The organism is Streptomyces sp. NPDC038213, assembly GCF_055600495.1.
This window is the reverse complement of sequence record NZ_JBVJYM010000019.1, coordinates 56,888-79,772: the sequence shown is the minus strand read 5'-3', so window position 1 is coordinate 79,772 and position 22,885 is coordinate 56,888. Positions and strand designations below refer to the sequence as shown.

General features: G+C 70.9%; 26 protein-coding genes and 1 pseudogene. 8 read left to right on the top strand and 19 right to left on the bottom strand.

Translation table 11 applies throughout. The features are described 5' to 3' along the window. Nucleotides 1–57 precede the first annotated feature (57 nt). From ACZ7JZ_RS24035 to ACZ7JZ_RS24025, 3 genes are all read right to left on the bottom strand, one after another. Nucleotides 58–300: a protealysin inhibitor emfourin gene (locus ACZ7JZ_RS24035; protein ID WP_470942703.1), complete on the bottom strand. Its 243-nt coding sequence runs from the start codon at nucleotides 298–300 to the stop codon at nucleotides 58–60. A 644-nt stretch (nucleotides 301–944) separates the two neighbouring features. Further along, entirely contained in the window at nucleotides 945–1,559 is a 615-nt protein-coding gene (locus ACZ7JZ_RS24030; RefSeq protein WP_470942702.1) for a hypothetical protein, read from the bottom strand. A 107-nt stretch (nucleotides 1,560–1,666) separates the two neighbouring features. Then, nucleotides 1,667–2,689 (bottom strand): helix-turn-helix transcriptional regulator, encoded by a 1,023-nt coding sequence (locus ACZ7JZ_RS24025; RefSeq protein WP_470942701.1) that lies wholly within the window; start codon nucleotides 2,687–2,689, stop codon nucleotides 1,667–1,669. Between the two features lie 135 nt (nucleotides 2,690–2,824). Here ACZ7JZ_RS24025 and ACZ7JZ_RS24020 point away from each other — a divergent pair, with 135 nt between their 5' ends. Next, entirely contained in the window at nucleotides 2,825–3,220 is a 396-nt protein-coding gene (locus tag ACZ7JZ_RS24020) for a RidA family protein (protein WP_470942700.1), read from the top strand. Nucleotides 3,221–3,245: 25 nt separating this feature from the next. On the opposite strand, the gene ACZ7JZ_RS24015 is transcribed toward ACZ7JZ_RS24020, so the two are convergent. From ACZ7JZ_RS24015 to ACZ7JZ_RS24005, 3 genes are all read right to left on the bottom strand, one after another. Beyond that, entirely contained in the window at nucleotides 3,246–4,367 is a 1,122-nt protein-coding gene (locus ACZ7JZ_RS24015) for a DUF7638 domain-containing protein (protein WP_470942699.1), read from the bottom strand. A gap of 324 nt (nucleotides 4,368–4,691) precedes the next feature. Beyond that, nucleotides 4,692–5,909, bottom strand: coding sequence for a ParB/RepB/Spo0J family partition protein (locus tag ACZ7JZ_RS24010; protein ID WP_470942698.1), 1,218 nt, complete (start codon nucleotides 5,907–5,909; stop codon nucleotides 4,692–4,694). After that, nucleotides 5,906–6,637 carry a nucleotide-binding protein gene (locus tag ACZ7JZ_RS24005; protein WP_470942697.1) on the bottom strand — a complete coding sequence of 244 codons (732 nt, stop codon included), beginning with the start codon at nucleotides 6,635–6,637 and terminating at the stop codon, nucleotides 5,906–5,908. The genes ACZ7JZ_RS24010 and ACZ7JZ_RS24005 overlap by 4 nt, the downstream gene beginning before the upstream one ends. Nucleotides 6,638–6,950: 313 nt before the next feature. Here ACZ7JZ_RS24005 and ACZ7JZ_RS24000 point away from each other — a divergent pair, with 313 nt between their 5' ends. Continuing rightward, nucleotides 6,951–7,541, top strand: coding sequence for an SMI1/KNR4 family protein (locus ACZ7JZ_RS24000; RefSeq protein ID WP_470942696.1), 591 nt, complete (start codon nucleotides 6,951–6,953; stop codon nucleotides 7,539–7,541). A 124-nt stretch (nucleotides 7,542–7,665) separates the two neighbouring features. Here the strand turns inward: ACZ7JZ_RS24000 and ACZ7JZ_RS23995 are convergent, their stop codons facing one another. From ACZ7JZ_RS23995 to ACZ7JZ_RS23970, 6 genes are all read right to left on the bottom strand, one after another. Further along, nucleotides 7,666–8,103, bottom strand: coding sequence for a VOC family protein (locus ACZ7JZ_RS23995; RefSeq protein ID WP_470942694.1), 438 nt, complete (start codon nucleotides 8,101–8,103; stop codon nucleotides 7,666–7,668). Then, nucleotides 8,100–8,639 carry a cupin domain-containing protein gene (locus ACZ7JZ_RS23990; RefSeq protein WP_470942692.1) on the bottom strand — a complete coding sequence of 180 codons (540 nt, stop codon included), beginning with the start codon at nucleotides 8,637–8,639 and terminating at the stop codon, nucleotides 8,100–8,102. Before ACZ7JZ_RS23990 ends, ACZ7JZ_RS23995 begins: the two co-directional genes overlap by 4 nt. A 1,114-nt stretch (nucleotides 8,640–9,753) precedes the next feature. Continuing rightward, on the bottom strand, nucleotides 9,754–10,566 hold the full coding sequence (locus ACZ7JZ_RS23985; protein WP_470942690.1) for a hypothetical protein: 813 nt from the start codon (nucleotides 10,564–10,566) through the stop codon (nucleotides 9,754–9,756). A gap of 124 nt (nucleotides 10,567–10,690) precedes the next feature. Next, the gene (locus ACZ7JZ_RS23980) at nucleotides 10,691–11,092 is read right to left on the bottom strand and encodes a DUF6009 family protein (RefSeq protein WP_470942689.1); all 402 of its coding nucleotides are present in this window, start codon (nucleotides 11,090–11,092) and stop codon (nucleotides 10,691–10,693) included. Then, nucleotides 11,089–12,468 (bottom strand): DNA primase family protein, encoded by a 1,380-nt coding sequence (locus ACZ7JZ_RS23975; RefSeq protein WP_470942687.1) that lies wholly within the window; start codon nucleotides 12,466–12,468, stop codon nucleotides 11,089–11,091. The genes ACZ7JZ_RS23980 and ACZ7JZ_RS23975 overlap by 4 nt, the downstream gene beginning before the upstream one ends. Nucleotides 12,469–13,040: 572 nt before the next feature. After that, nucleotides 13,041–14,213, bottom strand: a complete 1,173-nt coding sequence (locus ACZ7JZ_RS23970; protein ID WP_470942686.1) for a bifunctional DNA primase/polymerase — start codon at nucleotides 14,211–14,213, stop codon at nucleotides 13,041–13,043. Between the two features lie 814 nt (nucleotides 14,214–15,027). Between ACZ7JZ_RS23970 and ACZ7JZ_RS23965 the strand changes: the two genes are divergently transcribed. After that, nucleotides 15,028–15,483 carry a hypothetical protein gene (locus ACZ7JZ_RS23965; protein WP_470942684.1) on the top strand — a complete coding sequence of 152 codons (456 nt, stop codon included), beginning with the start codon at nucleotides 15,028–15,030 and terminating at the stop codon, nucleotides 15,481–15,483. A gap of 622 nt (nucleotides 15,484–16,105) precedes the next feature. Here ACZ7JZ_RS23965 and ACZ7JZ_RS23960 read toward each other — a convergent pair. The 6 genes and pseudogenes from ACZ7JZ_RS23960 to ACZ7JZ_RS23935 all read right to left on the bottom strand — a co-directional run bounded on the left by ACZ7JZ_RS23960 (nucleotide 16,106) and on the right by ACZ7JZ_RS23935 (nucleotide 19,258). After that, nucleotides 16,106–16,273, bottom strand: coding sequence for a type I-E CRISPR-associated protein Cas6/Cse3/CasE (locus ACZ7JZ_RS23960; RefSeq protein ID WP_470942682.1), 168 nt, complete (start codon nucleotides 16,271–16,273; stop codon nucleotides 16,106–16,108). 75 nt (nucleotides 16,274–16,348) lie between these two features. Further along, nucleotides 16,349–16,457 (bottom strand): annotated as a pseudogene (locus ACZ7JZ_RS23955) (type I-E CRISPR-associated protein Cas6/Cse3/CasE); the annotation flags it as partial. A 107-nt stretch (nucleotides 16,458–16,564) separates the two neighbouring features. Beyond that, a complete protein-coding gene (locus ACZ7JZ_RS23950; protein WP_470942680.1) occupies nucleotides 16,565–16,999 on the bottom strand; it encodes a type I-E CRISPR-associated protein Cas5/CasD in 435 nt (144 codons plus the stop codon). Nucleotides 17,000–17,136: 137 nt separating this feature from the next. Beyond that, entirely contained in the window at nucleotides 17,137–17,556 is a 420-nt protein-coding gene (locus ACZ7JZ_RS23945; protein ID WP_470942678.1) for a hypothetical protein, read from the bottom strand. Nucleotides 17,557–17,621: 65 nt separating this feature from the next. Beyond that, a complete protein-coding gene (locus ACZ7JZ_RS23940; RefSeq protein ID WP_470942677.1) occupies nucleotides 17,622–18,422 on the bottom strand; it encodes a hypothetical protein in 801 nt (266 codons plus the stop codon). A gap of 227 nt (nucleotides 18,423–18,649) precedes the next feature. After that, entirely contained in the window at nucleotides 18,650–19,258 is a 609-nt protein-coding gene (locus tag ACZ7JZ_RS23935) for a TetR/AcrR family transcriptional regulator (protein WP_470942676.1), read from the bottom strand. Nucleotides 19,259–19,434: 176 nt separating this feature from the next. Here ACZ7JZ_RS23935 and ACZ7JZ_RS23930 point away from each other — a divergent pair, with 176 nt between their 5' ends. The 5 genes from ACZ7JZ_RS23930 (at nucleotide 19,435) to ACZ7JZ_RS23910 (ending at nucleotide 22,494) form a co-directional block, all read left to right on the top strand. Continuing rightward, nucleotides 19,435–20,289 (top strand): alpha/beta fold hydrolase, encoded by an 855-nt coding sequence (locus ACZ7JZ_RS23930; RefSeq protein ID WP_470942674.1) that lies wholly within the window; start codon nucleotides 19,435–19,437, stop codon nucleotides 20,287–20,289. 64 nt (nucleotides 20,290–20,353) lie between these two features. Then, the gene (locus ACZ7JZ_RS23925; protein ID WP_470942672.1) at nucleotides 20,354–20,581 is read left to right on the top strand and encodes a DUF4287 domain-containing protein; all 228 of its coding nucleotides are present in this window, start codon (nucleotides 20,354–20,356) and stop codon (nucleotides 20,579–20,581) included. A gap of 64 nt (nucleotides 20,582–20,645) precedes the next feature. Further along, entirely contained in the window at nucleotides 20,646–20,918 is a 273-nt protein-coding gene (locus ACZ7JZ_RS23920; RefSeq protein WP_470942670.1) for a hypothetical protein, read from the top strand. Between the two features lie 39 nt (nucleotides 20,919–20,957). Beyond that, nucleotides 20,958–21,323, top strand: coding sequence for a fic family toxin-antitoxin system, toxin component (locus ACZ7JZ_RS23915; protein WP_470942669.1), 366 nt, complete (start codon nucleotides 20,958–20,960; stop codon nucleotides 21,321–21,323). 160 nt (nucleotides 21,324–21,483) lie between these two features. After that, on the top strand, nucleotides 21,484–22,494 hold the full coding sequence (locus ACZ7JZ_RS23910) for a 5'-nucleotidase (RefSeq protein ID WP_470942668.1): 1,011 nt from the start codon (nucleotides 21,484–21,486) through the stop codon (nucleotides 22,492–22,494). Nucleotides 22,495–22,515: 21 nt separating this feature from the next. Here ACZ7JZ_RS23910 and ACZ7JZ_RS23905 read toward each other — a convergent pair whose 3' ends face one another. Beyond that, nucleotides 22,516–22,866 carry a MazG-like family protein gene (locus tag ACZ7JZ_RS23905; protein WP_470942667.1) on the bottom strand — a complete coding sequence of 117 codons (351 nt, stop codon included), beginning with the start codon at nucleotides 22,864–22,866 and terminating at the stop codon, nucleotides 22,516–22,518. Between the last annotated feature and the right edge of the window lie 19 nt (nucleotides 22,867–22,885).

The following is a 22,885-nucleotide window of genomic DNA, read 5'->3' as shown; positions in this document are numbered from 1 at the left end:
CGACCCGTCCGGCCCCTCCCGGTCAGCCCTCAGGCCGTAGGCCTCAGGCCTCAGCCTTCAGGCCCCTGCCTCGAGAACAGTGCGGATCAGCGCCCGCTGCTCCTCCGAGAGGCAGGGGTCCTGCACGTCGAGGACCTGGTCGTCGACGGTGATGCGGTACTGGAAGCCGTCCGCCGAGGGCGCCACCGCCCGGAGGGCGAGTTCCTCGACCTGCAGGGCGTCCGTGCAGGTGCCGGTGTCGAGTACGCGGGTCTTCTCGACTCCGGCGAAACCGCCGGACCGGGTGACGGTGATCAACATGACTGCTCCTCCGGCTCGCGAGTGCACTGACCGGCGAAGGCGAACAGCCACCGCCGAACCCGCGCCTGCCCCGAACCCCGCACCCCTCCCCCACCGGACCCACCCCCACCCGACGAACGACCGAAACCCACCCCTTCCACGGCCGGTTCACGCCGCCGAGGCACGCAGCCCCCGAACACCCCGCACCCAGCCGGCACGCACCCCGCGCGTAGCTCCCGAACAGCCGGCACGCACCCGGCACTCACCCCGCACAAAGCCCGCGCATAACCCGGCCCTCCCCGGGCAGGCGCCCCTGTGGACCCGTCGAGCCGACCGGCCCGACCCGAAGGGACGCCGAACGGAACGGCCCGGACCCGAGCGCGCACCCACCACCGGCGCCCGGCCCGAGCCCGACCCCCGGCCCCCGGAACCGGCCCGCAAGGGAAGGAGTCGCCATGAGCACGCCCCCCAACGATCCCGTCCCCCCGAGCCCCACCCCGCCCCCGGGCCCCGGCCCCGCCCCGCAACCGGGCCCGCTCCCCGGCCCCGTACCGGCCCCCGGCCCGGACCCCGTATCGCCCACCCGGCCGCGCCCCGAACCCGACCCCCAGCCCCCCACGCCCCGCCCGAAGCCTGGCCCCCCGCCCGGCCCCCTCCCCGGGCCGCTACCGGCCCCCGGCCCGGCCACCTGACGCTGCCGACGGGCGCCGGGCCGCCACCCCCGCGGCCCCGCCCAGCAGCCCCAGCCCGAGCAGCAGCGACGCCCACGGCGACCGCTCACCCTCCGGCTCCGGGGAGACCCGCCGATCGGGGTCGTACGCGACCCTGATCCGCTCCCCCTTCCCCGCGAGCCGGCGATCGTCCTTCAGCTCGTCCGGATACCCGCCGGGGCACGCCAGCACATGCCGGTACACGGTCCGCGGCGGCGGCGCGCCGTCGCCCGTGCTGACCTCGACCTTCTCGTGGACCTTCGACACCACGCACTCGGCGACCGCCTCCCGCGCAGCCGTACGGTCGGCCAGCGCCACCGCCGTCAGCAGCCCCATCGCCAGGAGGAACGCCCCGAACACCCCGGCACTCCCCCGCACCAGCCGCAGGTACACGACCACGGCCCCCAGGACCAGCACCCCGCCGACCACGACGGCAACCACCGCGGCAGGCGCACCCCCACCCCCGAAACACCACTGCGCCCAGCCGTAGACCAGCACCCCGGCCACCAGCACCAGCACCGCACCGGCCCTGCGCGACCCCGCCCCCGTACGGGGATCCATCCCGCCCACGAGCACCACCCCGAAAGCGGAGACGCACCGAACCCCCCTCCGGTTTCCGGCCCACCCGCGCACCCCCGGGACGAGCCCCGGCCGACCGCCACCCCGCCTCCCCGCCCTCAGGACGGCTCCGCGCCGCCCGCCCCGTAGCGGGCTGCCAGCACGGCGGCGCGGGTGCGGAGGGCCTCCCGCAGCTCGGGCGGGGTCAGGGCCTCCGCGTCCGTACCGAGCTGCCACAGGGCCCATTCCGCGTGCCACAGGTCCTGGTACACGGCCTCCAGGCAGGGCCAACCGGCCTGCGGCCCCGCCGCATCCGGGCACGCTCCATTCGCCCCGGCGGCGCGTACCGCCACCGCGGTGTTCAGCAGGTCCTCCCGGCGGGCCGGGTGCACCCGTACCCGTACGGCGATGTGGCCCTCCGACAGGAACCGTGCCGAGCGCTCCCGCCAGGCCCGGTCCAGGTCGACGCGCTCCGGCCGCTCGGCCGCCTCGGGCAGTTCCTCGGCGGCCAGCACCCGCGACAGCCGGTACGTACGGTCGGCGCCGGCCCGTACGGCCAGCAGGTAGCCCCGGTCCCGTACGGTGACCAGCCCGATCGGGTCCACGGTCCGCCACCGCGGCTCCTGCCCCGCGGCCGCGTAGCGGATCCGCAGCTTGCGCCCGGCCAGCACCGCCCGCCGGATCTCGGCCATCGCCGCCGCCGGCACCTCCTCCCCCGGCTGCCGCCGCCGCGACAGCAGGTCGCTCTCCGGCTCCACGAGGAACCGCTGCGCCGCATCGCCCGCCACCGCCTGGTGCCCCTCGGGCAGCGCGTCGACCACCTTCCGCAGGGCCGACGCGAGAGCCGAACCGAGCCCGAGCGCCTGCCCGGTGCGCCCCGCCCCGGCGGTCAGCAGGGCGAGGGCCTCGTCCTGGTTGAGCCCGGTGAGCCCGCTCAGACCGGTACGGAAGCCCGGCAGCAGCGCGAACCCGCCGTGCCGCCCGCGCTCGGCGTACACCGGCACCCCGGCCGCCGACAGCGCCTCGATATCGCGCAGCACCGTACGGGTGGAGACCTCCAGCTCGCGGGCCAGCGCGTCCGCCGTCAGACGCCCGCGCTGCCGCAGCAGCAGGACCAGGGAGACCAGCCGGTCGGCACGCACCCGAAGAGCGTAGCCAATACACGACAGAAGGTGTCGTGTTTGCCCGGCAGGCTCCTTCCCACGGACAGCGGCACCGCCCCGGCGCGGTGCCGCACCACACCGCACCACACCGCACGGAACGGAGCTGAAGAGCCGATGGAACGCACCGCAGTCAACCCGGTGACCTGGTCCGCAGAACTGGGCTTCAACCAGGGCGAGCTGGTCTCCGGACACACCCGCACCCTCTACTGCTCCGGGCAGACGGCCATGTCCGCCGAGGGCAAGCCGCAGCACGAGGGCGACATGGCCGCGCAACTGGCCCTGAGCCTGGACAACCTGGAGGCCGTACTCCACGAGGCCGACATGACCCTGGCGGACCTGGTCCGGCTCAACGTCTACACCACCGACGTGGACGGGCTGTTGCCCCACTACGGCGTCCTGGCCACCCGGCTGGGCGCCGCCGCGGCAGCTCCGGCCACCACCCTGCTCGGGGTGGTCCGGCTCGCGGTCCCGGGCCAGTTGGTCGAGCTGGAAGGCACCGCCGTCGCCTAGGCCGTCTCTCGGGAGGGCCTCCCACTCAACCCTCCAGGATCCCCGCCCGCCGCGCCTGCAGTTCCGAGCGGACGAGCTCCAGAAGCCGCCCCGACCAGTTGCGGCCGCGCCCGGAGTTGTCACCCCAGAAGTCCGAGTCGGCGTCCCCGTAGATCACGGTGGCGTCGTCCGTCCCCAGCAGGATCTCGGCCAACTCGGGGTGCTGCTCGTACTTTGCGCGCAGCAGGCGCGTCATGACCGCGGTCCGGGCCTGCTCCCAGCCCTCCCGGCGGGCTCCCCGGCCCGCGAGCGTACGCGCCGCGGCCGCGGAGCCCGCCGCCGCAATCGCGTCCCGACTCCCGGGGTCGGCGGCCGACAGGGCCCAGTAGGCGTGGGCGGCGGAGGGGTAGTCCGCGCCCGCGAACGTGATCGGGGCGGGGTAGTCGTGGCGCAGACCGAGCTTCCCGGGGTCGGCCACCGGCTTGCCCGGGTACGAGTGGGAGAGCTGGACGGCCGGTGCGTACGATGCCGCCGGCCCGTCCTCGGGCAGGCTCGCGGCCCTCGCCGCCCTCAACCGGGCCCGCTCCTCGAAGTACGCGAGTGCGCCTTCGTAGTCCTCCTGCGTGACCGTGCCGTCGAAGGACACGTAGGTCCGGCCGCCGGGCCCGGCCGCCAGGATGCGCAGCGGCCAGTCCTTGCGGTCCATATCGCCCAGCGCGAAGCGTCGTTGCGATTCGGGGACGGCCAGGAAGGCGGTCCGGACCGCCTCGCGGTTCTCCTCGGTCCGGTCGGCGAGGAAGACGTCGACGGCGGCGAGGCAGCGGTCGGTGGAATCGGGCCGGCCGTTCAACTCGTCGATGGAGTCGCGGACCTCGGCGATCAGCAACTCGGGGGTGAGCCAGCTCTCCGGCTCGCCGAACCTCCAGTCCGCCAGCTCGTGGACGGACGCGTCGGCACCCTCCGGGAAGCTGGTCGCCACCCAACCGGTGCGCACCTTCTCCTCGAACTCCTCCAGGGTGACCAGTCCCCAGCAGTCGATCAGCGCGTCCGCGTAGATGAAGAGGTCGGTGAGGAAGTACTGGCCGCCGTTGCAGATGAAAGCGGGCCGCCAGGTTCCGGGTATGCGGATGCCGTCCGCAGTGCGATGGGTGATCCGGTTGCCGATCATCATCGGATTGTGCCGCGGCGACCGCGAGGCCGGCAGCGATTTTCCCGTCGGCCAGGCCTCCCGACCGCCCAGCAACCCGAGATTCCGGCAATTCGCCAAATCCACCTGAAAAGCGAACCGCAGAATGGCCCCTTAGAGGCCCGATCTCCATGGGGTCCGTATGATCCGACCCATCGGCACCTGACAGGCCCTCACGGGGCCGCACAGCCCTTTCTGTACGACCTCCCACCCCACGCAGATGGCCCGCAGGCCTCCGGAGAGGCCTGCGGGCCATATTTTTCAAAACCGGGTTTTGAACTTGGTGCTACTTAACGACCATCCGCTTTACAGCTGGTCCAGCAGAAGCTCGGCGACCCGCTGCCGGTACGAGCTGTCCGTCAGCGCACGGAGGCCGTTGACCAGATCCTCCGGCGTGTGGACGACGTCCAGTACGGCCGACAGCAGCGGCAGCACATCGTCCACCACTCCCCCGGTCTCGGGCTCCGCGGTCCGCGGCTTCACCACGGGTGCGGGGACGAAAGCCGGAACGACCGCCTCAGCCGGTACGTCCGGATCTGCGGGAGCGACCGGAGCGACCGAAGCGACCGGAGTCGCCGATTGAACCGGAGTCCCCGCTTCAGCGGGAACCACGGGCTCCTGAGCCACGGGAACCTGCTCCACAGGAGCGACCGAAGCGACCGGAGCGACCGGCGCCACGGGAACCTCCGCCGATGCCGGAGCCGCAGCCGAAACCGGAGCCGCCGCCTCCTGAACCGCAGGCGGCTGCACCGCAGGCTCCTGAACCGCAGCCGCCGGAGCGGCCGCCGGCTGCGCGGCCGGCTGAGGCACCGGCTTCGGCAGCTGGGACTGCCGCAGGTGCTCCGCGAACTGGGCCCGCTGCTCCTCGTGGTCCGCCGTCCGGGCGGCCAGCTCCCGGGCCGCCTTCAGCTTGAACGTGCCCGCGTCCACCCGGTGCTGGAGTTCCGGCGCCAGCCTCAGCAGGGAGAGCCGGTGCGAGACGTACATCTGCGATTTGCCGATGCGCTGGGCCACCTTGTCCTGGGACCCGTACCGCTCGACCAGCCCCTGGAGGAACGCCGCCTCCTTGCAGGGCTCGATGGCCTTGCGGTGGATGTTCTCGATGATGACGGCCTCGTCGAGGAGGCCCTTACCATCACCGAGGTGATCCTGCACCTTGATGTCGAGGCGGGTCCAGCCGAGCTGGCGGGCGGCCGCATGGCGGCGGTTGCCGTTGACGACCACCCAGTCCGCCGTACCGACCGCCTTGGCATGCTGCGGCTTGAGCCGCAGGAACACCTCGCGCGAGACCACCGCGACCGGCTGGAGCTGCCCGACCTCCCGGAGGGTGGCCATCAGCTCCTCGAACCCGGGGTCATCGGTGCTGTACTCCCCCTCCCCCCGCGGGTTGTCGGGGTTGCCGACGAGGGTGTGCATGAGGGCCGAGTTCGGCGGGAGCTTCTTCTCGGGTTCTCCCCCGCCGCCCGCGGCAGCCGCCGCGGCCTTGTCGCCGATCAGGCTGGCGAAGTTGGTGCGCTTGCTCATCGACGCTTGGCCCCCGCTCCGATCTCCAGGGCGAGCTTGTAGAAGTCCTCACGGGCCTCCATGGCCACGCGGTTCTTCTTGTAACGGGTCACGACGGTGCCCTCGACGGCAGCGCGTGCATGGACCTTGTAGTGGCGGATCACGGTGTTGGCGAGGTTCCAGCCGCTGCCCTCGATGAAGGCCCGGGTGTCCTCCAGGTCGGCCATTCCGTCACGCGGATCCCAGTTGTTGATGACCACCCAGTACGGCAGGCCCAGCGGCTTGACGACTTCCTCGATGGTGGTCTGGGTCGGGATGAAGCCGAGCGGCTCGGGCTCGACGGGGATGATCAGGTCGTCGGCGTTGGCGAGCACGGCGCGCATGGCGTCGGCCGCCGCACTGTCGCCGAAGGGGTCGCCGGCCTGCTGCACCTCGTCCTCCGGCAGGTCCATCCAGCCGGGGGTGTCGATGAAGGCGTGCTTGACCTTGCGGGTCTTCTTCAGATCGGGGAAATAGGTCAGGTCCTTGCGGGACTTGGTCTGGATGAAGGAGAAGGGGAGGTCGTTGCCCACCCGCTCCGACCACCAGGTCGCCGAACCCTGCGGGTCGCTGGAAACGGCGACCACGTAGTCGGGCTCCCCCGACGGAGCCTCGCCCAGGACCTCGGCCGCGACGGCGGCGATGTTGACGGTGAGGGTCGACTTGCCGACCCCACCCTTGCGGTTGATGACGGCAGTGATGCGTGCCATGGATGGTTCTCCATTTGGATTCCGTGTGCTTCCCAGCCACGGGGGCCGGTACTGCGGACCTGGACAGCATTGCACGTCAAGGAGTTTCGTCGGAATCTCGCACCGCGGAAAACCGTGTCACTTTCGTGAGAAATACGGCACATCAGGCGCCGAAGTGGCGGTCTGGGCCTCCGCTTTCAAAACCGGGTTTTGAAAAACCGCTCCGAGCAGCCGGTGTTGATCCCCACCCCCGCGCCCTCCCATGCCCTCCTCGTCCCTTCCCCGCCCCCCTCCCGCCGCGGTCCCTGCCGGGCCCATCCCCTAACCTCCCCCCGTGACCACCCGAGAAGAGCACTCCCCCGCGGCCCCCGCCCTCCCCACCGACCGGACCTTCCCCCCGGCCCTCATCGCCCTCTCCCGCATCGAGATCCCCTACTCGTACGGCGACGAAGCCGAGGAAGCGGATGCGGACGCCGCCCCGACCTCCATCGACTACGAACCCTTCGACGCGTTCATGTCCGCGGACGAGACCGCCGACTGGATCCAGGCCTGGACCGGCAACACCGAGGCCGAGGGCGGGGCCTTCCGGGTGTTCGGGCAGGACGGCACCGGAGGCTACGCCGCCTTCTGGATGGTCCGCGAAGGCCGCCCACTGGACGAACAGCCGGTGGTCTTCCTCGGCTCGGAGGGCGCCACGGGCCCCGTCGCCTGCGACCTGGCCGCGTTCCTCTGGCTCCTCGCGGGCGGCGTGGGCCCGATGGAGGCAGTGGAGTTCGGGAGCACGGAAGGCACCCCCGCCCCGGCCCTGACCGCCCTCGCCGAGCAGTACGCCGCCGGACGCCGGCAGTCCGCCGCCGAGGTGACCTCGGCCGCCAAGGCAGAGTTCGCGGGCTTCAGCGCGGCGATCGAAGCGCTCTGCCGCTGAGCCAAGCGGCTGGGCCGAGCGGCTGACCGAGCGGCTGACCGAGCGGCCCGGAGCCAAAGAAGGGGGCTGTCTTCAAAACCCGGTTTTGAAAACAGCCCCCTTCCCACGTCTCCGCCGCCCTGCCTCAGCCCCAGGTACGGGTGCTCAGCACGAGCTGGTACCCGTCCGGATCCTCGACGGTCACCCCGAACTCGTCCCAGTACGGGTTGTGGTTCGAGACCCGCGTACCGCCCGAGGCAACCAGCCGGGCCACGAGCGACTCGTCCACGGGCCCGCCGAGATAGAGGACGAACAGGTCTTCGACGGTCGGCGTGGGCTCGATCGGGTTCTCCGGATCATGGGTCAGCTCGAAGTGCCAGGAACCGCCAACCGGACCGACCATCAGCAGATCGTGCTTCCCGGGGACCCGCTCAGTGGTCCGCCACTGCACCTCGAGCCCGAGGCCGTCCACGTAGAAACGCTCGGCCGCGGCAAGATCCCGCGTAGGCCGAGCAACCCGCACATGAATCCCGGGCCCCACTACCTGGTCCGCCACCCGGCCATCACCCAGTCCACCACTCATGCCGCGGAACCCTCCAGCTCTGCACGCCACACCGGACTGTCCACGTAGTGGTTGTCGTAGCGCTCGCCGGACGCGGCGATCTCACTCGGATCAGCCTCGCCGCGCAGCACCCGGCTCAGCAGCCGGAGGTAGTCGAACCGGCCCATGCCCGGGGTGAACACGAACAGCACGTCCGCCTCGGATCCGGGGGCGGCGGCGAAAGCGTGCGGGGTGTGCGGGGGTACGGCGAGGAAGTCGCCGGCGTTCAACACGCTGACCTCCTCGCCCACGAGCACCCGCAGGGATCCACTGATCACGAAGAACAGCTCGGTCGCCTTGGTGTGGAAGTGGGCGGGAGCGCCGACCGCACCTTCGGCGAACGTGGACCGGTAACTCGTGAACCCACCCGCGTCCCCGGCGGCCCCCGACTCCCCGAGCAGCGTCATCACACTGCTCGGGTCGGCACAGGTCTCGGCCTCCGCGCAACGGGTCAGAAGCGGGGGAGTGGACCCGGCCCCACCCTGAACCGCCCCTCCGGAGGTTGTCGTCTCATTCATGATCACGACCGTACGTCCTCCCAGCCCCTCCCTCCAGACCATTTCCCCACCCCCCCTCATGGCCCCCTCACACCCCTCCAGCCCCCTCGCACCCACCCAACTCAAAACCGGGTTTTGAAACCGCCCCCACGAAGCCCACCGGATCCGTCGGGTGGGGGAGTGGGGGAGGGGTCACTCCACCCCGATTCTCAAAACCCGGTTTTGAACTCACACCCACCCGCACCCATCGCGCCGCCGCCCAGCCATCCTCAGAGCCCACCCGGGACGCCCCTCAGCCACCCCTCTTCAAAACCGGGTTTTGAAATCCCCCACCCCCGACTCCCCGCACACTCCTCACCCCTCGCCTCTCACCCCTCACCCCTCGCCCCTCGACCCTCGCCCCTTTCAAAACCGGGTTTTGAAGATGAGGCCGGAGCCCTCCGCCCACTCCGCAGCCCAACCGCTCACCGGGGGGTGGCAGGATCCGGGGATGCTGATCGAGGGATACGACGGAGGCCCGCTCGTCGCGGGGGAGGGGCTGATGGCGCGCCCCGGGTTCTGGTTCAACCACCTCATGGCCATCTACGCCGGAGAGCCGGACGCGGAGAGCGCGACCCCCGAATGGACCGGGGAGGACGAGGCCGATGCCGATGCCCTGTCCGAAGTCCTCTGTGACCCCGATGCCTGGCCGGTCTTCCGGCTGCCGGTGCAGGGCGGCACCGGGGTCACGGTGGTCTGGCGGAACCTCCCGGGGGAGTACGGCATCGACTACCTCCTCACCCACCCGGGCCGCACCCAGCCCGAGCACGCCGCCAGTTGGGAGGGGGAGCGGTCCGGGCCGGGGCTGGCGTGGCAGGAGCTGATCCGCATCGCGGATGCCTCCACCGGAACGGCGAGCGCGACCGCATCGGCGAGCACGACCGACGGGGTACAGGATCCGGAGGCCCGTCTCCTCCTGCTCCTGCCCCTCCTCAACGAGCCGGACCTCCCGGCCACCGCCGGGAACCGAGTCACCGCCGCGCTCATCTCGCTCGGCGCCACGCGCGACACCGCACAGCCCGCGGCCGACCACCTGCTCGCCCGGCTCACGAGCCGGGACCGCCACGATCCGGCCTGGGCGTCCCCGCTGAGCCGTTCAGACGAGGAAGCGGCTGAGGAAGAACAGGAGGAAGAGGAGCCCGTTCACGATGGCGGCAGCCACCAGCCCGGCGCTGGTGTGCCGCCGCAGCAGCACGACCGCCCACACCACGGATCCTCCGAGCGACACGAGCCCGCCCAGCACCGCCAAGGGGAGGGCGAAGAAGAAGTGACCGGTCAACTCGGCGACCAGCACGAACCCCAGGCTGATGACGAAGACGGCCGGCAGTCCGAGGAGCCAGACCCACAGCACCCTGTTCCTCATATGCGGAGGGAGTGGGGGACGCACCTGAAGTGTCGTGAAGTCGGTCGCTCCGTGCCAGGGCCATGAACCGTCGGCCGAAGGAGGGGTCAGACCCGGGGACCGCGGCACCTGGGCAGCCTGCGGAGGGAACTTCAGCGGGGGATAGGCCGGCATGCTCTGGACGTGCGGCTGCACCGGTGGGGGTGGTTGAGGATGCGGGTTCTGCCCCGTCGCGGTAGGGGAGGGGACCAGAGGCGGCAGGGCCGCCGCACCGGGGGAGCCGTCCGACCCCCCGCCCCCGGAGTCGACCGCCTCGGCCAGGACCCAGGCATAGGCCTCGTCCCGCAGGATCTCGTCGGCCAGGACGGTGACGGCGATCGCGAGTGCCCCCTCGCCCGGTTCCGCCCTCAGCCGGGCCAGCGCGGCAGCCCCCAGCTCGGTGGTCCGCAAGCGGTCCTCCACGAGCACGCGGAGCCTCATCAGATGCCGCGACGCGCCGGGTTCGCCGCCGGCCTGCTCCAGCAGGCCTAACGCGCGTACCGCCAGATCGGTGTTCTCTGCGCTCACCACGGTCCCCCTCCGTGTCAGATCACGAGGGTTCCCGATCGTACGGACGCCACAGCCGACCGAACAGGGTGCGTGAGGCGACCGTTTCCGAACCGGCGGCTTTCGAGCCGCAGGCCCGCTCCGCTCACTTCTCCGGAAGCGTTATCCCCAGCTCGCGCATCGCCGGGGACGGCGGACCCGCCGACCGCTGCGTCTTGTGCCCGGTCACCTTCGGCGAGATCGTCCGCGGATCGATCGCCTCCGAGGGCGAGCTCGACGCGTAGCTGCCGTCCGGCTGCTGGTCCCGGTCGTGGGGGAGGAGCCAGAACACCCGGCGCAGGAAGGTGCCCGAGGCGCGGGAGGCACGGGCGCTCGAGGCGAGGGTCGCGTACCCGACCATCCGGCCGTCGCGGTGGTACGGCGGCCGGCCCCGGCGGTTCTGCAGCCGGTCCAGGCTCTGCCGTACGTAGTCGAGACCGTCGATGGGCTCGAGCCAGACGATCTCGGATTCGTGAGCGATCTGCTGGGGTTCGATAAGCGCGCTCACGTACCCTCCTCCTCATGGTCCGGGTCGGCGAGGAGGCCGATCCCCGGGTAGTACTTCCTCTGGTTGGACGTGAGCATGCCCTTCGGGCTGCTCATTCCGAGGGTTTCCCGGACCCGCGCCGCAAACGCGCGCGAGGTCACCGGGTTCGCCCCTTCGTCGGCACACCACTGCCGGTACGCCTGATACATCGTGGCCTGTTCGGCACGCAAGCCCATCTGCAGGACGCAGGCCTCGCTGATGAAGCGACCCATGTGGTCCTCTGTCTCGGCGTAGGCGGTCGTCGCGATCCGGACCCGGTCGGGCCCCGTGAGGTCCTTCTCCCCGGCAAGGTACCGGCGCGCGCCCGAGATCAGCCAGGCCAGGATGCCCGGCCCCTCCTCGTGGACGAGCGCGTCGGCCAGGTTGTCCACCTTGCGGTGGTCGGGCACGACCCGCTCGAACGGGATCAGCCTCATGCGCCGCCAGAACGCGAAGCCGCCGGTGCCCACTTCGGGGCGGTGGTTGCCGAGCAGCCACAGCTTGTGCGTCGGGTCGAAGCTGAAGAAGTCCTGGCGCATCCGCCGCGCCTTGATCCGGTCGCCACCGGTCAGCAGCTTGACCCGCGCCTCGTCGAACCGGTCGCCGGGCTTGAGTTCGGAGCACACGATCACGCGCCGCCCGTGGAGTTCGGCGAGGTCGGTCGGGTGCCCCTCGAAGGGCTTGGCCATCAGGAAGCCGGGCGGCGCGGCGTCCGCGTAGTCCCCGAGCAGCTTGACCATCACGTCGAGCAGCACGGACTTGCCGTTCTTGCCCATCCCGTACAGGAACGGCATGATCTGCGCGCCGACATCACCGGTGATCGAGTAACCGAGCAGCAGGTGCAGGAAGCTGATGACCTCCTTGCCCTCCGCGTCGTCGCCGAAGGTGTCCTCGAGGAACAGCTGCCAGCGCGGGGTCGGGATGTCCTCGGGCGCCACGGAGGTCGCCCGGGAGTGGTAGTGCTTGCCCGGGTCCGGCGCGTGGATCACCCCGGTGCGCAGGTCGACGACCCCGCCGGGGGTGCACAGCGCGTACGGATCGGCGTCCAGTTGCGTCGCGCTCAGCACCATCCCCGGGGCGGACTTGGCCTGCATGAGCATGGCCTTCATCCCGGAGGTGGACAGCGCGCGGCGGCGGTGCTGGCGCAGGTTGGTCGTGGTGTAGAGGCCCTCGGGGTCGTGGTCGGTGAGCTGCTCGGCCATCTCGCCGGCGGCCCACATGACGGTGTCGTCCTCGTCGAGCTCCCAGCGGTGCCCGCACCACCGGTACCAGCCGAGGCCGGGCACGTGCCGGTACTCGCGCCCGTAGAGCCGTACGAACAGCTTGGCGTTGCCGCGGTCGGTGAGACTGTCGGGCATCAGCCCGCGCGGGGTACCGGGCACCGGGGGCAGGGTCTGCGCCTGCGCCTGAACCCGCCCGCGGGACCCGCCTGATGCCGTCCCCCCAGCAGCCGCTGCGGGCGCCGCCGATGCCGGTGCCTGGGCAGGCGCGGGCACGGAGAACCCGGCACCCGAGCCGACACCTGGACCAGCACCCGTACCCGACCCGGAACCAGAACCACCGGAGCCGGCCGGCGAACCCGAACCCTGCCCCCCGGCCTGTCCCTGCGCCTGGGCCTGGACGACGAACTGCCCCGACCCCTGCCCGGCAACCTGTCCCGTCCCGGGAGGCACAACTCCCGCAACGGGGAAGAGCTCCCCCTCCATCACGAACCCGACGTCCCCCTCCAGCCCCTCCGCACCCGCGGGGCCCCCATCCTCTCCTGCGCCGTGCGCCGCCTCCTCCTCGGGGGCGTGCTGGGCGGGCAGTTCGAGCTGTTGCGGCGGTCCGGCCAGGATCTGCCGCGCGACCGCGACCGGGTCGAAGTCCGCACCGCCGCCGTCCGAACCGGCCCCCGCACCCGTGCCCGCCCCGGAGCCGTCGAACCGGTTCATCCGCGGCCTCCGGCGTACAAGGGCTTCGTGCGACCGGCGTTCATACCGCTGGTGATGATCTGCCGGGCCCTGGCCTCCTGGCCGGGACGGGCGTGCTCGGCGGCGGCGCGCAGGGCCTCGGCACCGGCGTCCTCGGAGAGGTGCCCGGCGGCGACGAGCCCGCCGACGGTGTACGCGGCACGGTTCAACTTCTCGGAGAAACCGGTGCCCTGGCTCTGGCTCCGGCACTCGGCAACCTCGCTCAGCACGGTCGTCAGCGCCGCCACAGCAGCCTTCTGCGCCCCCACAGAGCCCTTGGAGGCCCGCTGGAGCCCCTCAACTCCCGTCCCGGGCGTACGAACCCTCCGACGCCCCGAAAGCCCCTCAGCGGCCCCCACAGCCCCTCGGCCCGACTTGGCGCGCGCCTTCACCACCGCGCCCGTCGTGCCGCCCTCCCGCTCGTTCTTCACCAAATGCCCTGTCCTGACGAGCTCTTCCGCCAGCCACCCCGGCAGCTCCGCAGGCGTCCGGCACGGTCCGAGCAGCTCGTACGCCCCCTGCTTGGTCACGTTTCCCGGCGCGACGACGTACCCGCCGGTCGCCCGTACGTCGACCTGCCAAGCCAGCGCACGCGTACGACTGCTGCCGGCCGAGCACTGCCACGCCCGTCCCTCGCCAGCCCGGTACCAGAGGTGCAGTCCTCCCGAAGGCGTCCGCACCCTCATCGTGTCCTCGTCCCACGCCGGGTCCTGGGCACCGCGCAGCGCAGCGAGCAACGCGAGCGTGTGGTAGCCGTTCTCCAGCCCCCGCAGGTCCACGTACTCCCCGATGGGAATCCCAGGCAGGATCCGGTCACGGGCCGGCACGTCCCCGCCGTGCGCATCCACGTCGATCACGACGAGCCCGGCCGGACCCGTCGCCACCCCCACACCCATCAGCGGCTGAGCCCCCCACCAGCTCTCGATCCGGACCTGGTCGGTGGTCGCGGCATGGAAACCGTGGCACCAGCGCCCGGCCGGGATGCACTCGCACTCGGCAGGCTGGTGTCCGTGCCCCTGGCAGAGCATGCAGTTCTTCGGCGGAGTCTTCTGGCCCGCAGCAAGCGGGTGCACGGGCCAGCCCTTCTCGGCACACCAGCGTGCAATGGTGCGGCTCTCGGGCGTGTCGAATCCTGCGGCGCGGCGGTTCACGGGGCTTCCTGTCCCTCAGCGACTGAGCCGGCCCTTCGGTCGCTGCACAAAAACTGCAGCTCAGGGGGCATGTGCGACTCCAACAGCGACCGAAGCGACTGAAACTCAACAATGGGGCAAGGCAACACTAGCGGACGATCACGCCTTCGGATGGGAGTGTGTCGGCGTGGCGTTCGGGTGACAAAGCAGCGACCGAAGCGACCCACTCCCTCCCACCCGGTCCGCCCCCTCACCCCACAGCGACTGAACGCGTAGACGCCAGCGACTCAAGGTTTTCAGTCGCTGCTTCAGTCGCTGACCCGTTTCCGCAGCTCAGACCGTGTCCACACACTAGAATAGCGACTGAAGCGACTCAAGGGTCCCATCTATGACACGCACACGCGCACGCCAATGTCTTCATATGTGGGAACTTCAGTCGCTTCGGTCGCTAAGAACCCCCTGCATAGCCTCTGACCTGCACAAACACCTAGCGACTGAAGCAGCGACTGAACCATCTGAGTCGCTCGCGGTTCAGTCGCTGCCCCTCTGAGGTGCAGCGACCCAAGCGACTGAAGCCGCCGACAGCGACCGAACGGTCAACCCACCAGCGACCGAAACACCCCGAGCGACCCAAGCGACCGAAGCGACCAAACCCCGAACACCCACCCACCCCGCACCCGGCCCCCACCCCAGCCCGGCACCTTCCCCCGCCGCTTGCAGGATTCGCCTGAACCTCCACCTACGAGAACGCCGCATCCAAAAGGGGTCCAAGGGCCTCCGGCTCAACCCGGGCAAGTCCAGGGAGTGCGTAGTACCACCCAGTTCTCTCGACCACTTGCCCGACCAGCTCCCGAGCATCTCGAAGTTCTTCGTCTCCCGGAGGCCCAAGGGGTGCCAGAGCGAGAGCAAGGTCCTGGACCGCCACAGTGAAGGCACCAAGCGCAGCGGCACGTCCCAGCGGCTCAGGGTGCTGAGTCGCAACGAAGACAGCGCGTTGCACGTCACCCAGAGCGGCATACAGAACAGCTACTGCCGAATGGGGCATGTAGCGGACCCCACGATTCCCGAGTTCGAATTCGAGCCACCTGAGTTCTTGTTCTGGCTGCTCGCCGGCGGCTTGATTGAGCAGTGCGTGCACGATAACAGACTGGGGTGGCCAGTCAGCAGTGTAAATACGGGTATAGCCGATACCAGCCTCCCGGATCTCCCGTGTCAAAGGTGGATCCACATTGACCGCAAACGGGTGAAGCTCCGCGAATTTGGAGAGCAGAGAGGGTACGGCCTTGGGTGAATCTCGGGTAGCGGAAAGATCGGTGAAGAGCGGCGTGAGAATTTCGACCGCGCCATGCGGGTCATGGCCGGAGCTTTCCACACCTCATGCGATCCGGGCCTGTCGCTGGGCTTTGCGCCATGAGGTGTGCTGACTACGTTGTGCCGGCGCTTGCTGGCACCTGATGAGGCCCAGCGCCTGCTGGGCCTCCCTGGCTGAGGCCAGTGCCTGGTAGGCATGTGACCAGGGATAGCACGAGGGAGTATGGGGAGGCATCGGTGCGCTGGCTGACCCTCCTTGTGCCATATGCGCGGCATGAGGTTGAGCGGCGAGTTGAGCATGTGTCAACGCCAGAGGAATAAGGCCGATATTCGCAAAGGCCAAAGCGAGTGCAGAGTGTGCAGGAACCCGGTCCCAGGGTTCCCTGCACCATGACAGTAGCGAGTTGATGTGGGGGTGGGCGGCTTCGACACATCCTGTTGCGACAAATGGGAGCCACATATGAATTTCCGCCGGAGGCAAGAACGCAGGGGACTGCATGAATACGTATATCTTTCCATGGGGAAAGCCCCCAACTCGGGTGAATGAGCCGGGGGCCGGGAGAGCGGTGCACATTATTGAGACCCCGAAGGGCGGTTGAATTTCACCGGGTCAGGATCAGGCCACAGCTGTACGCGCGCCCGTGCCCCAGGCCGTTCGTGAGGGTCCGTACGAAAGCCTCGGGGTCGGTGACCGTGAGCGAGCCGCGGATTTCTGCGCGGGCGATGCGCAGCCCCTTGCGGGTGGTGGAGCTGGAGACCGTCGGAAGCATGCGGACGGTCAGGGTCTCGGGGGATGCGGGTCCAGTCGCCGGGCACGGAGGACTCCACGACCAGGACGAGCGCGGCTGCCTTCAAGTCCACCGACCAGGTCGACAGGACGCCTATCTGCGCGCGGGCGTCCGGGTCCCCGTCCGCCACCCAGCCGCGGAACCCGCTCATCACGGTCCTGTGCATCTCCTGGGCGTCGACCAGGGACTTGGCGACGACAGGGTGGTGGGCGTTGAGGGTGAGGACGGCATGGGTGGTGACGAACCGGGCGGGGGAGGAGGAGCGTTCCGTGGTCACAGGACGAACTTCTCCCAGGAGTCTGCGGTCGCGGGGATGGTGATGCGCGTACGGGTTTCCCAGCGGGTGGCGTGGACCCGGCGCTCCGGGGCGAAGCTGACTGGCTGGTCCTTGACCGCGGACGCCGCCCGGGCACCCGGGGCGGTCTCGATCCACGTCGGCACGCGGCAGCCGGCAGAGCCCCGCGCGTCGGGGGACTCGTGCACAGCGGCCCCGGGAAGGAGCTGCTTGGTCCGGAACACCTCCGTGATCGTGCCGGTCACGACTCCGAGGGCGAGGGTTCCGGAGGGCGGGCAGGACTTCCGCCCGAGCCACAGCAGCCGCTTCGGGTGTTCGAGGGCGTACCCGATCTCCTCCAGCCAGTCCGCGTTCTCGTGCTGGAGGCCGACGAGGAAGGTCGCATCGGACAGGTACCAGCGCTCGGTGACCATGGTCGAACGGAAGGCTCGCTGGAGACCAGGGCTCCGGAGACCGGATCGGCAGCCGGCGGTGGGTGTGGCGCCGTGAGAACCGGGACACCGCCCCCCAGGACTGGAGGGGGCGGCGAGCCGTACCAGCAGCACGTGCGTCACGCCGTCAGCTCCCGGGCTGAGGGCACGGGGGAGGCGCAGCGCGGGACTTCGGGGGTGTCCAGCAGGGAGCCGATCTGCGGGTCGTAGGTCAGGACGCGGCTCGCCCTCATGTCGGGCCTGCGCTCGGAGACGAAGGCGTGGTGCTTCAGAAGCCGGCGGACGGCCGCCGGTCCGGCGGGGCCCTCGCCGCCCTTCTGGGACGGGTTCTCATCGATCGGCGCCTGGAAGGCGCCGGCGTAGTTGTACGGACGCTCGCCTTCGAAGGCGAGGACGAGGGCCGGCAGGGAGCCCGTCGAAGCGGTCGAGTTCTTCTCCCCCTCCGGCGGGTTCTTCTTCCGCTCCAGCTTGGCGTCGTCCGCGGGGCGTAGAAATTGTCGACCTGCTCCGCCTCGTGCACCGTGAACGCGTGGCAGCATCGGGTCCGTTCGCGCCCGCCACGGCTGACGGTCGGGCCGCGGCGGCCTGCGGGGCATGGCCGCAGTCAGGGGGCCCACGGCAGGCGGACGGCCTCCAGGTCGGGGTCGGTGAGGAGGGCCTCGATCAGGGGGGTGGGGCCGGCGACCTTCGTGGCCCACAAGTCGTAGTCGGTGCCGACGATCCACGAGTGGTCGGCGGCCCAGAGGTTGGACGGGCTGTAGTCCACCTCGGGGTTGTCATAGAGAGCCTTGGCGTCACCCAGGCTCCCGGAGCGGACGTGCAGGTTGTCGACGTCGACGTCCGGGAGCATGAGCGGGTTGTAGTAGGCCAGGCAGCGGGTGTCCGGGCCGGCCGGGCTGTGGTCGATGAGCACGTCGACCAGGCGGTCCCAGGTGGGGCGGTCGAGGCTGCCTTCCGTGGGCGGTGCGAAGGACAGCGGCCAGCTCCCTTCCGTACGGGCGGAGGGGAAGCAGTGGTAGGAGGGGAGCAGGCCCTCCGGCACGATCGGGTCGCCCGTCCGCCGGGACAGCTCCGACCAGCGCAGCCGCTGCCAGCCGGGGCCGGGGTGCTCGGCGCGGCCGAGACCCCCGCCGGTGGCGGTGCCTACCGTGTTCCAGTCGATCCCGGCGAGGGTGAACGGTGCCGCCGTCCCGTCCGCGAGGCGGGCGCGGTGGACGTCGTCGTAGGACACGTCGGCAGGGGCCTGCGGGTGTTCGTACATCGCGTTGAGGACCCAGGCGGCGTCCGGGTGCGCGGGGGGCAGGAACCCCAGGACGCCGCACCCCGCCAGCTCCTCGAGCCAGTCGGTCTCCGCAGAAGGGGCGATCGGCCAGCGGTCGGTGATGAACGGGGTGGTTTCGGGCATCTGGTGATCTTCTCATCGCACGTGGAGGGTGGGTGCAGGGGGTCTGCGGTTCAAACATCAACGGGAACTGTTTCTCACTCAACTCCGGTTGATTTTCCTGCGGGTTCCGACCTAAGGTCCTGGAAGCCGGGCGGGTGCCCGTCCCGGGCCGTCGTGGGCGGCGGTTCCGCTGCGTGTCACGGGGGTGCGCGCACTGCGGGCGGGGGACGGGCGCGCGTCGCGGCGCGTCAGCGGTAGGCGGCCAGGAAGGTGTGGACGCCGGCGGCGGCGTAGGCGTTCAGTTCGGCCGTGTCGTGCTGGACGGAGCCGTGGAACATCGCCTTGTTCACCGGGATCCACAGGAGCAGGCCCGCGAAGTGGTGGGCGGCCAGCAGCGGGTCGGCGGTCTTGAGGAGGCCCGCGTCGCGGAGGCGGGTGAAGGTGTCGGCCAGGGTGCCGAGGACCCGCTCGAAGCCCTGCTCGTACCAGGCGGCGCCGACCGCGGGGAACGCGTCGGCGTTGGCGATCACCAGCCGCCGCAGCTGGAGGACCTGGGGCTGGGTCAGGCCGGTCAGGAGCTGCTGGGCGAGGTGGGTCAGGTTCGCCTCCAGGGCCTCGGCGTCCGCCGGGACGTCCGCCACCAGGTCGATCATGCCGTCGATGCGGTCGGTGGTGGCCAGGACGATCTCGGAGAACAGCTTCTCCTTGTCCGCGAAGTGCTTGTAGACGGTCTGCTTCGAGACCGCGGCGAGCTTCGCGATGTCGTCCATGCTCGTGCCCGCGTACCCCTTGTTCAGGAATACGGCGGTCGCGGCCTCCAGGATCGCCTGGTGCTTGCGTTCCGAACGGCTGTCCATGTCGCTCGTTCCTCCCTCTCGTCGCGGCTGCCGGGACCTGTGGGGCGGGACCCGTACGGAAAGAGTACTGGACTGACCAGTACTCGCGGTAGTACTGTACGGTCTAGTTCCAGTCCGGGGGTGAGGCCGCCGGGCCGGGAAGGTCCGGATTCATCCGTGAGGGGAAGTGGTTACGCATGAACGTGCAGGTGGGCACCGGTACGGGGAAAGTGGTCTCGGAGGACGGGACGCCGATCGTCTACGAGCGGCAGGGGTCCGGGCCGCTGGTGGTCCTGGTCGGCGGGGCCTTCATGACCCGGCAGGCCTCGGCTCCGCTGGCGGCCCTCCTGGCCGAGCGGTTCACCGTGGTCACCTACGACCGGCGCGGCCGCGGCGACAGCGGTGACGGCCCGCAGTACGACGTACAGCGCGAGGTCGAGGACATCGACGCGCTCATCGCGCAGGCCGGGGCCGAGGGGGAGGGGGACGGGGACGGGCGCGGGGCCATGCTGTTCGGGATGTCCTCCGGGGCCGTACTCGCCCTGGAGGCCGCCGCCCGGGGGAGCGCCGTGACGCGGCTGGCCCTGTACGAGCCGCCGTTCGTCACCGACGACAGCCGGCCGCCGCTCCCCGGGGACTACGTCGCCCACCTCGACGCGCTCGTCGGGCGAGGCGCGTACGGGGACGCCGCCGCCTACTTCCTGACCGCCGCCGTCGGGCTGCCGCCCGAGGCCGTCGCCGGGATGCGGCAGGCCCCGTTCTGGACCGGTATGGAGGCCGCCGCCCGCTCCCTCCCGTACGACGGCCGGGTCATGGGCAGCACCATGTCCGGACACCCGCTGCCCGCCGACCGCACCGGCCGCTGGCGGGCCGTCACCGTCCCCGTCCTGGTCGGCAGCGGGGACGCGGGCGCGCCCCACATGCTCACCGGCGCCCGCGAACTCGCCGCGCTCGGCGACAACTTCACCCTGCGCACCTTCCCCGGCGAGCACCACGACATCGCCGCGGAGTCCCTCGCGCCCGTCCTCACCGAATTCTTCAGCCGCGGCTGAGCGGGCCGGCCCGACTCTCTGCGCACACCCTGAACCCACGACCGTTCTCCAGAAGGGCAGCACCATGGCCACCACCCCTCCCAAGGGCGACCCCACCAGCTACTTCCCGTCGATCGAGAAGAAGTACGGCCGCCCGATTGCGGAATGGCAGGAGCTCATCCGCTCCTCGCCCCTCACCAAGCACATGGAGCTCGTCGGCTGGCTCAAGACGGAGCACGGGCTCGGCCACGGGCACGCGAACGCGCTCGTCGCGCACACCCGCGCCGAGGATGCCGCGGCGGCCGGCTCCTGACCCGCGCCGGGGAGCTCGCGCATCGGCCTGTGCGGGGTGCGGACGGGGGGCTACCGTAGGAAACATGGGCCGGGAGATCCGTATCGAAATCAGTGACGCGGCGTACGAGCAGCTGCTCCGCTCCGCGGCGGAGCAGCGCGTGGCCGCGGAGGACTATGCGGGCCGGCTGCTGGATCGCGGGCTCGCCGGGGCCCGGTTCCGGGACGGGGCGCGGGAGTTCATCGGCCGGAACGCCGACGCGTTCGCCGAGCACTTCGGCGGCTGTCTGGGCGGGGCCCTGGGCGGTGAGCTCGGCGGGCGGCCCGCGGTCGGCGGCCACGGCGTCGACGCCGCCTGAGCCGCGGGATCTGGAGAGGCCGGGCGCAGGCGCATGTTCTTGCAGATCGATCTGGTGTGGCTGCTGGAGGTCGCGCAGCGCGAGGTGCCCGGTGAGCCGGACGTGGTGGACTGGGGGAGCCTGGAGGCCGCCCGGGCGCGGCACGCCTTCCGCGTGATGGACACCCCCGTGTACGAGGAGGCGCACCAGCGGGCTGCGGCGCTCCTCCAGCAACTGGTGCTCGTACCCGCGCTGGAGCACTCCAACGAACTCTTCGCCGCCGCGGTCGCGGCCGGCTACCTGCACGCCTCCGGGTACCGGGTCACGGCCGATCCCATCGAGGTCGTGGACCTGGTCCGGCAGGTCGCGGGCGGCGGGCTCGACGTACGGAAGGCCGCCGCCGCCCTGCACGGCTGGACCCAGTGATCCGTGACCCGATGACGCGGTGACCCGGGACCCGGCGACCCGGTCCTGAGGCGGTTCCGACCGCCTCTCCAGAAGGTCTCGAGCGCTCTTCGAGCGGGGGCTGCTGCCATGATGGGCACGCGCGGACCCCGGTATCCGCGCGGGGGAGGGAGGCGACGGCGTGGCCTACGACCTTGAGAAGCGCCTGGTCATCGGGATCGCGTCCAGTGCGCTCTTCGACCTGACCGAGGCGGACGCCGTCTTCCGGGAGCAGGGGGAGGACGCCTACCGCGCCTACCAGGAACAGCACTTGGACGAGACCCTCGGCAAAGGGGTCGCGTTCTCCTTCATCCGCAGGCTGCTATCCCTGAACGACCTGAGCACTCCCGACGACCCCCTCGTCGAGGTCATCGTCCTGTCCCGCAACGACCCGGACACCGGTCTGCGGGTGATGCGGTCCATCGAGTCGCACGGGCTGCCCATCAGCCGCGCGATCTTCATGCAGGGCCGCTCGCCGTACCACTTCATGCCCGCCCTCAACATGTCGCTGTTCCTGTCGGCGAACGAGACCGACGTACGGGAGGCCGTGGCCCTCGGGCTGCCGGCGGGCCGGGTGCTCGGTTCCGGGGCGGGGGCGCAGGAGGAGTCGGGCGCGGAAGGCCTGGACGGCCCGGACGGGTACGGGGACCAGGACCTGCGCATCGCCTTCGACTTCGACGGGGTGCTCGCCGACGACTCCTCGGAGCGGGTCTACCAGACAGACGGGATCGAGCGGTTCCGCTCCCACGAGACCGTCAACGCCGCGACCCCGCACGACCCGGGCCCGCTGCGGGACTTCCTGGCCAACGTCAACCGCCTCCAGCAGCGAGAGGAGGAAGAGCGGGCCAAGGACCCGGCGTACCGGATCCGCGTCCACGTCTCCCTCGTCACCGCCCGCAACGCGCCCGCCCACGAACGCGCCGTACGCAGCCTCAAGGGCTGGGGGCTCACCGTCAACGACGCCTTCTTCCTCGGCGGCATAGACAAGAGCACGATCATGCCGGTGCTCAGGCCCCACATCTTCTTCGACGACCAGGTCAGACACCTGACGGGCAGCTCCCCCGCGACGCCGGGCGTCCACGTCCCCTTCGGCCGGCTGAACGAGACCCCTGCGCCCTCCACACCGGACCCCTCAGACCCCGGCGAGCCCTGAGGCTCCGCTGCCCGGGCCGGCTCACCGCTCCTGTCTGCCCGCCGGCCCCAGGAACGCGGCGGACTTCTGCTCCAGTACCTCCCTGAGGAAGGCCGCGGCCTCCGCGCCCCCTCCCCGCATCCGCGCCAGCGCCACCAGTGCGGTGATCGCCGTGTCCGCCACCTCCGCGTGCACGTCGTCCCAGGTGTGGGACAGGCCCTTCCGGGGATTGGTGCCCATCGCACCGATGACCGCCTGTGCGGCCTCCCCGAACTCCTCCCCGATCTTCAGCACCTGCAGCGTCCACTGCTGCTCCCGCGCGACCCCGCGCTCGCCGTCCCGCTCGGCGAACCGCCGCGCCAGCTCGTCGACCGTCTTCCACACCTCGTCCATGGCCCCCTCCTCGTCCCCG

Coding starts and splice junctions, on each gene's coding strand:
- ACZ7JZ_RS23930 (WP_470942674.1), top strand. CDS start 19,435: ATGAACGTGCAGGTGGGCACCGGTACGGGGAAAGTGGTCTCGGAGGAC.
- ACZ7JZ_RS23990 (WP_470942692.1), bottom strand. CDS start 8,639: ATGAATGAGACGACAACCTCCGGAGGGGCGGTTCAGGGTGGGGCCGGG.
- ACZ7JZ_RS24020 (WP_470942700.1), top strand. CDS start 2,825: ATGGAACGCACCGCAGTCAACCCGGTGACCTGGTCCGCAGAACTGGGC.
- ACZ7JZ_RS24010 (WP_470942698.1), bottom strand. CDS start 5,909: ATGAGCAAGCGCACCAACTTCGCCAGCCTGATCGGCGACAAGGCCGCG.
- ACZ7JZ_RS24015 (WP_470942699.1), bottom strand. CDS start 4,367: ATGATCGGCAACCGGATCACCCATCGCACTGCGGACGGCATCCGCATA.
- ACZ7JZ_RS24035 (WP_470942703.1), bottom strand. CDS start 300: ATGTTGATCACCGTCACCCGGTCCGGCGGTTTCGCCGGAGTCGAGAAG.
- ACZ7JZ_RS23935 (WP_470942676.1), bottom strand. CDS start 19,258: ATGGACAGCCGTTCGGAACGCAAGCACCAGGCGATCCTGGAGGCCGCG.
- ACZ7JZ_RS23945 (WP_470942678.1), bottom strand. CDS start 17,556: ATGCTGCCACGCGTTCACGGTGCACGAGGCGGAGCAGGTCGACAATTT.
- ACZ7JZ_RS23925 (WP_470942672.1), top strand. CDS start 20,354: ATGGCCACCACCCCTCCCAAGGGCGACCCCACCAGCTACTTCCCGTCG.
- ACZ7JZ_RS23975 (WP_470942687.1), bottom strand. CDS start 12,468: ATGCCCGACAGTCTCACCGACCGCGGCAACGCCAAGCTGTTCGTACGG.
- ACZ7JZ_RS23995 (WP_470942694.1), bottom strand. CDS start 8,103: ATGAGTGGTGGACTGGGTGATGGCCGGGTGGCGGACCAGGTAGTGGGG.
- ACZ7JZ_RS23940 (WP_470942677.1), bottom strand. CDS start 18,422: ATGCCCGAAACCACCCCGTTCATCACCGACCGCTGGCCGATCGCCCCT.
- ACZ7JZ_RS23920 (WP_470942670.1), top strand. CDS start 20,646: ATGGGCCGGGAGATCCGTATCGAAATCAGTGACGCGGCGTACGAGCAG.
- ACZ7JZ_RS24005 (WP_470942697.1), bottom strand. CDS start 6,637: ATGGCACGCATCACTGCCGTCATCAACCGCAAGGGTGGGGTCGGCAAG.
- ACZ7JZ_RS23960 (WP_470942682.1), bottom strand. CDS start 16,273: ATGCTTCCGACGGTCTCCAGCTCCACCACCCGCAAGGGGCTGCGCATC.
- ACZ7JZ_RS23905 (WP_470942667.1), bottom strand. CDS start 22,866: ATGGACGAGGTGTGGAAGACGGTCGACGAGCTGGCGCGGCGGTTCGCC.
- ACZ7JZ_RS23950 (WP_470942680.1), bottom strand. CDS start 16,999: ATGGTCACCGAGCGCTGGTACCTGTCCGATGCGACCTTCCTCGTCGGC.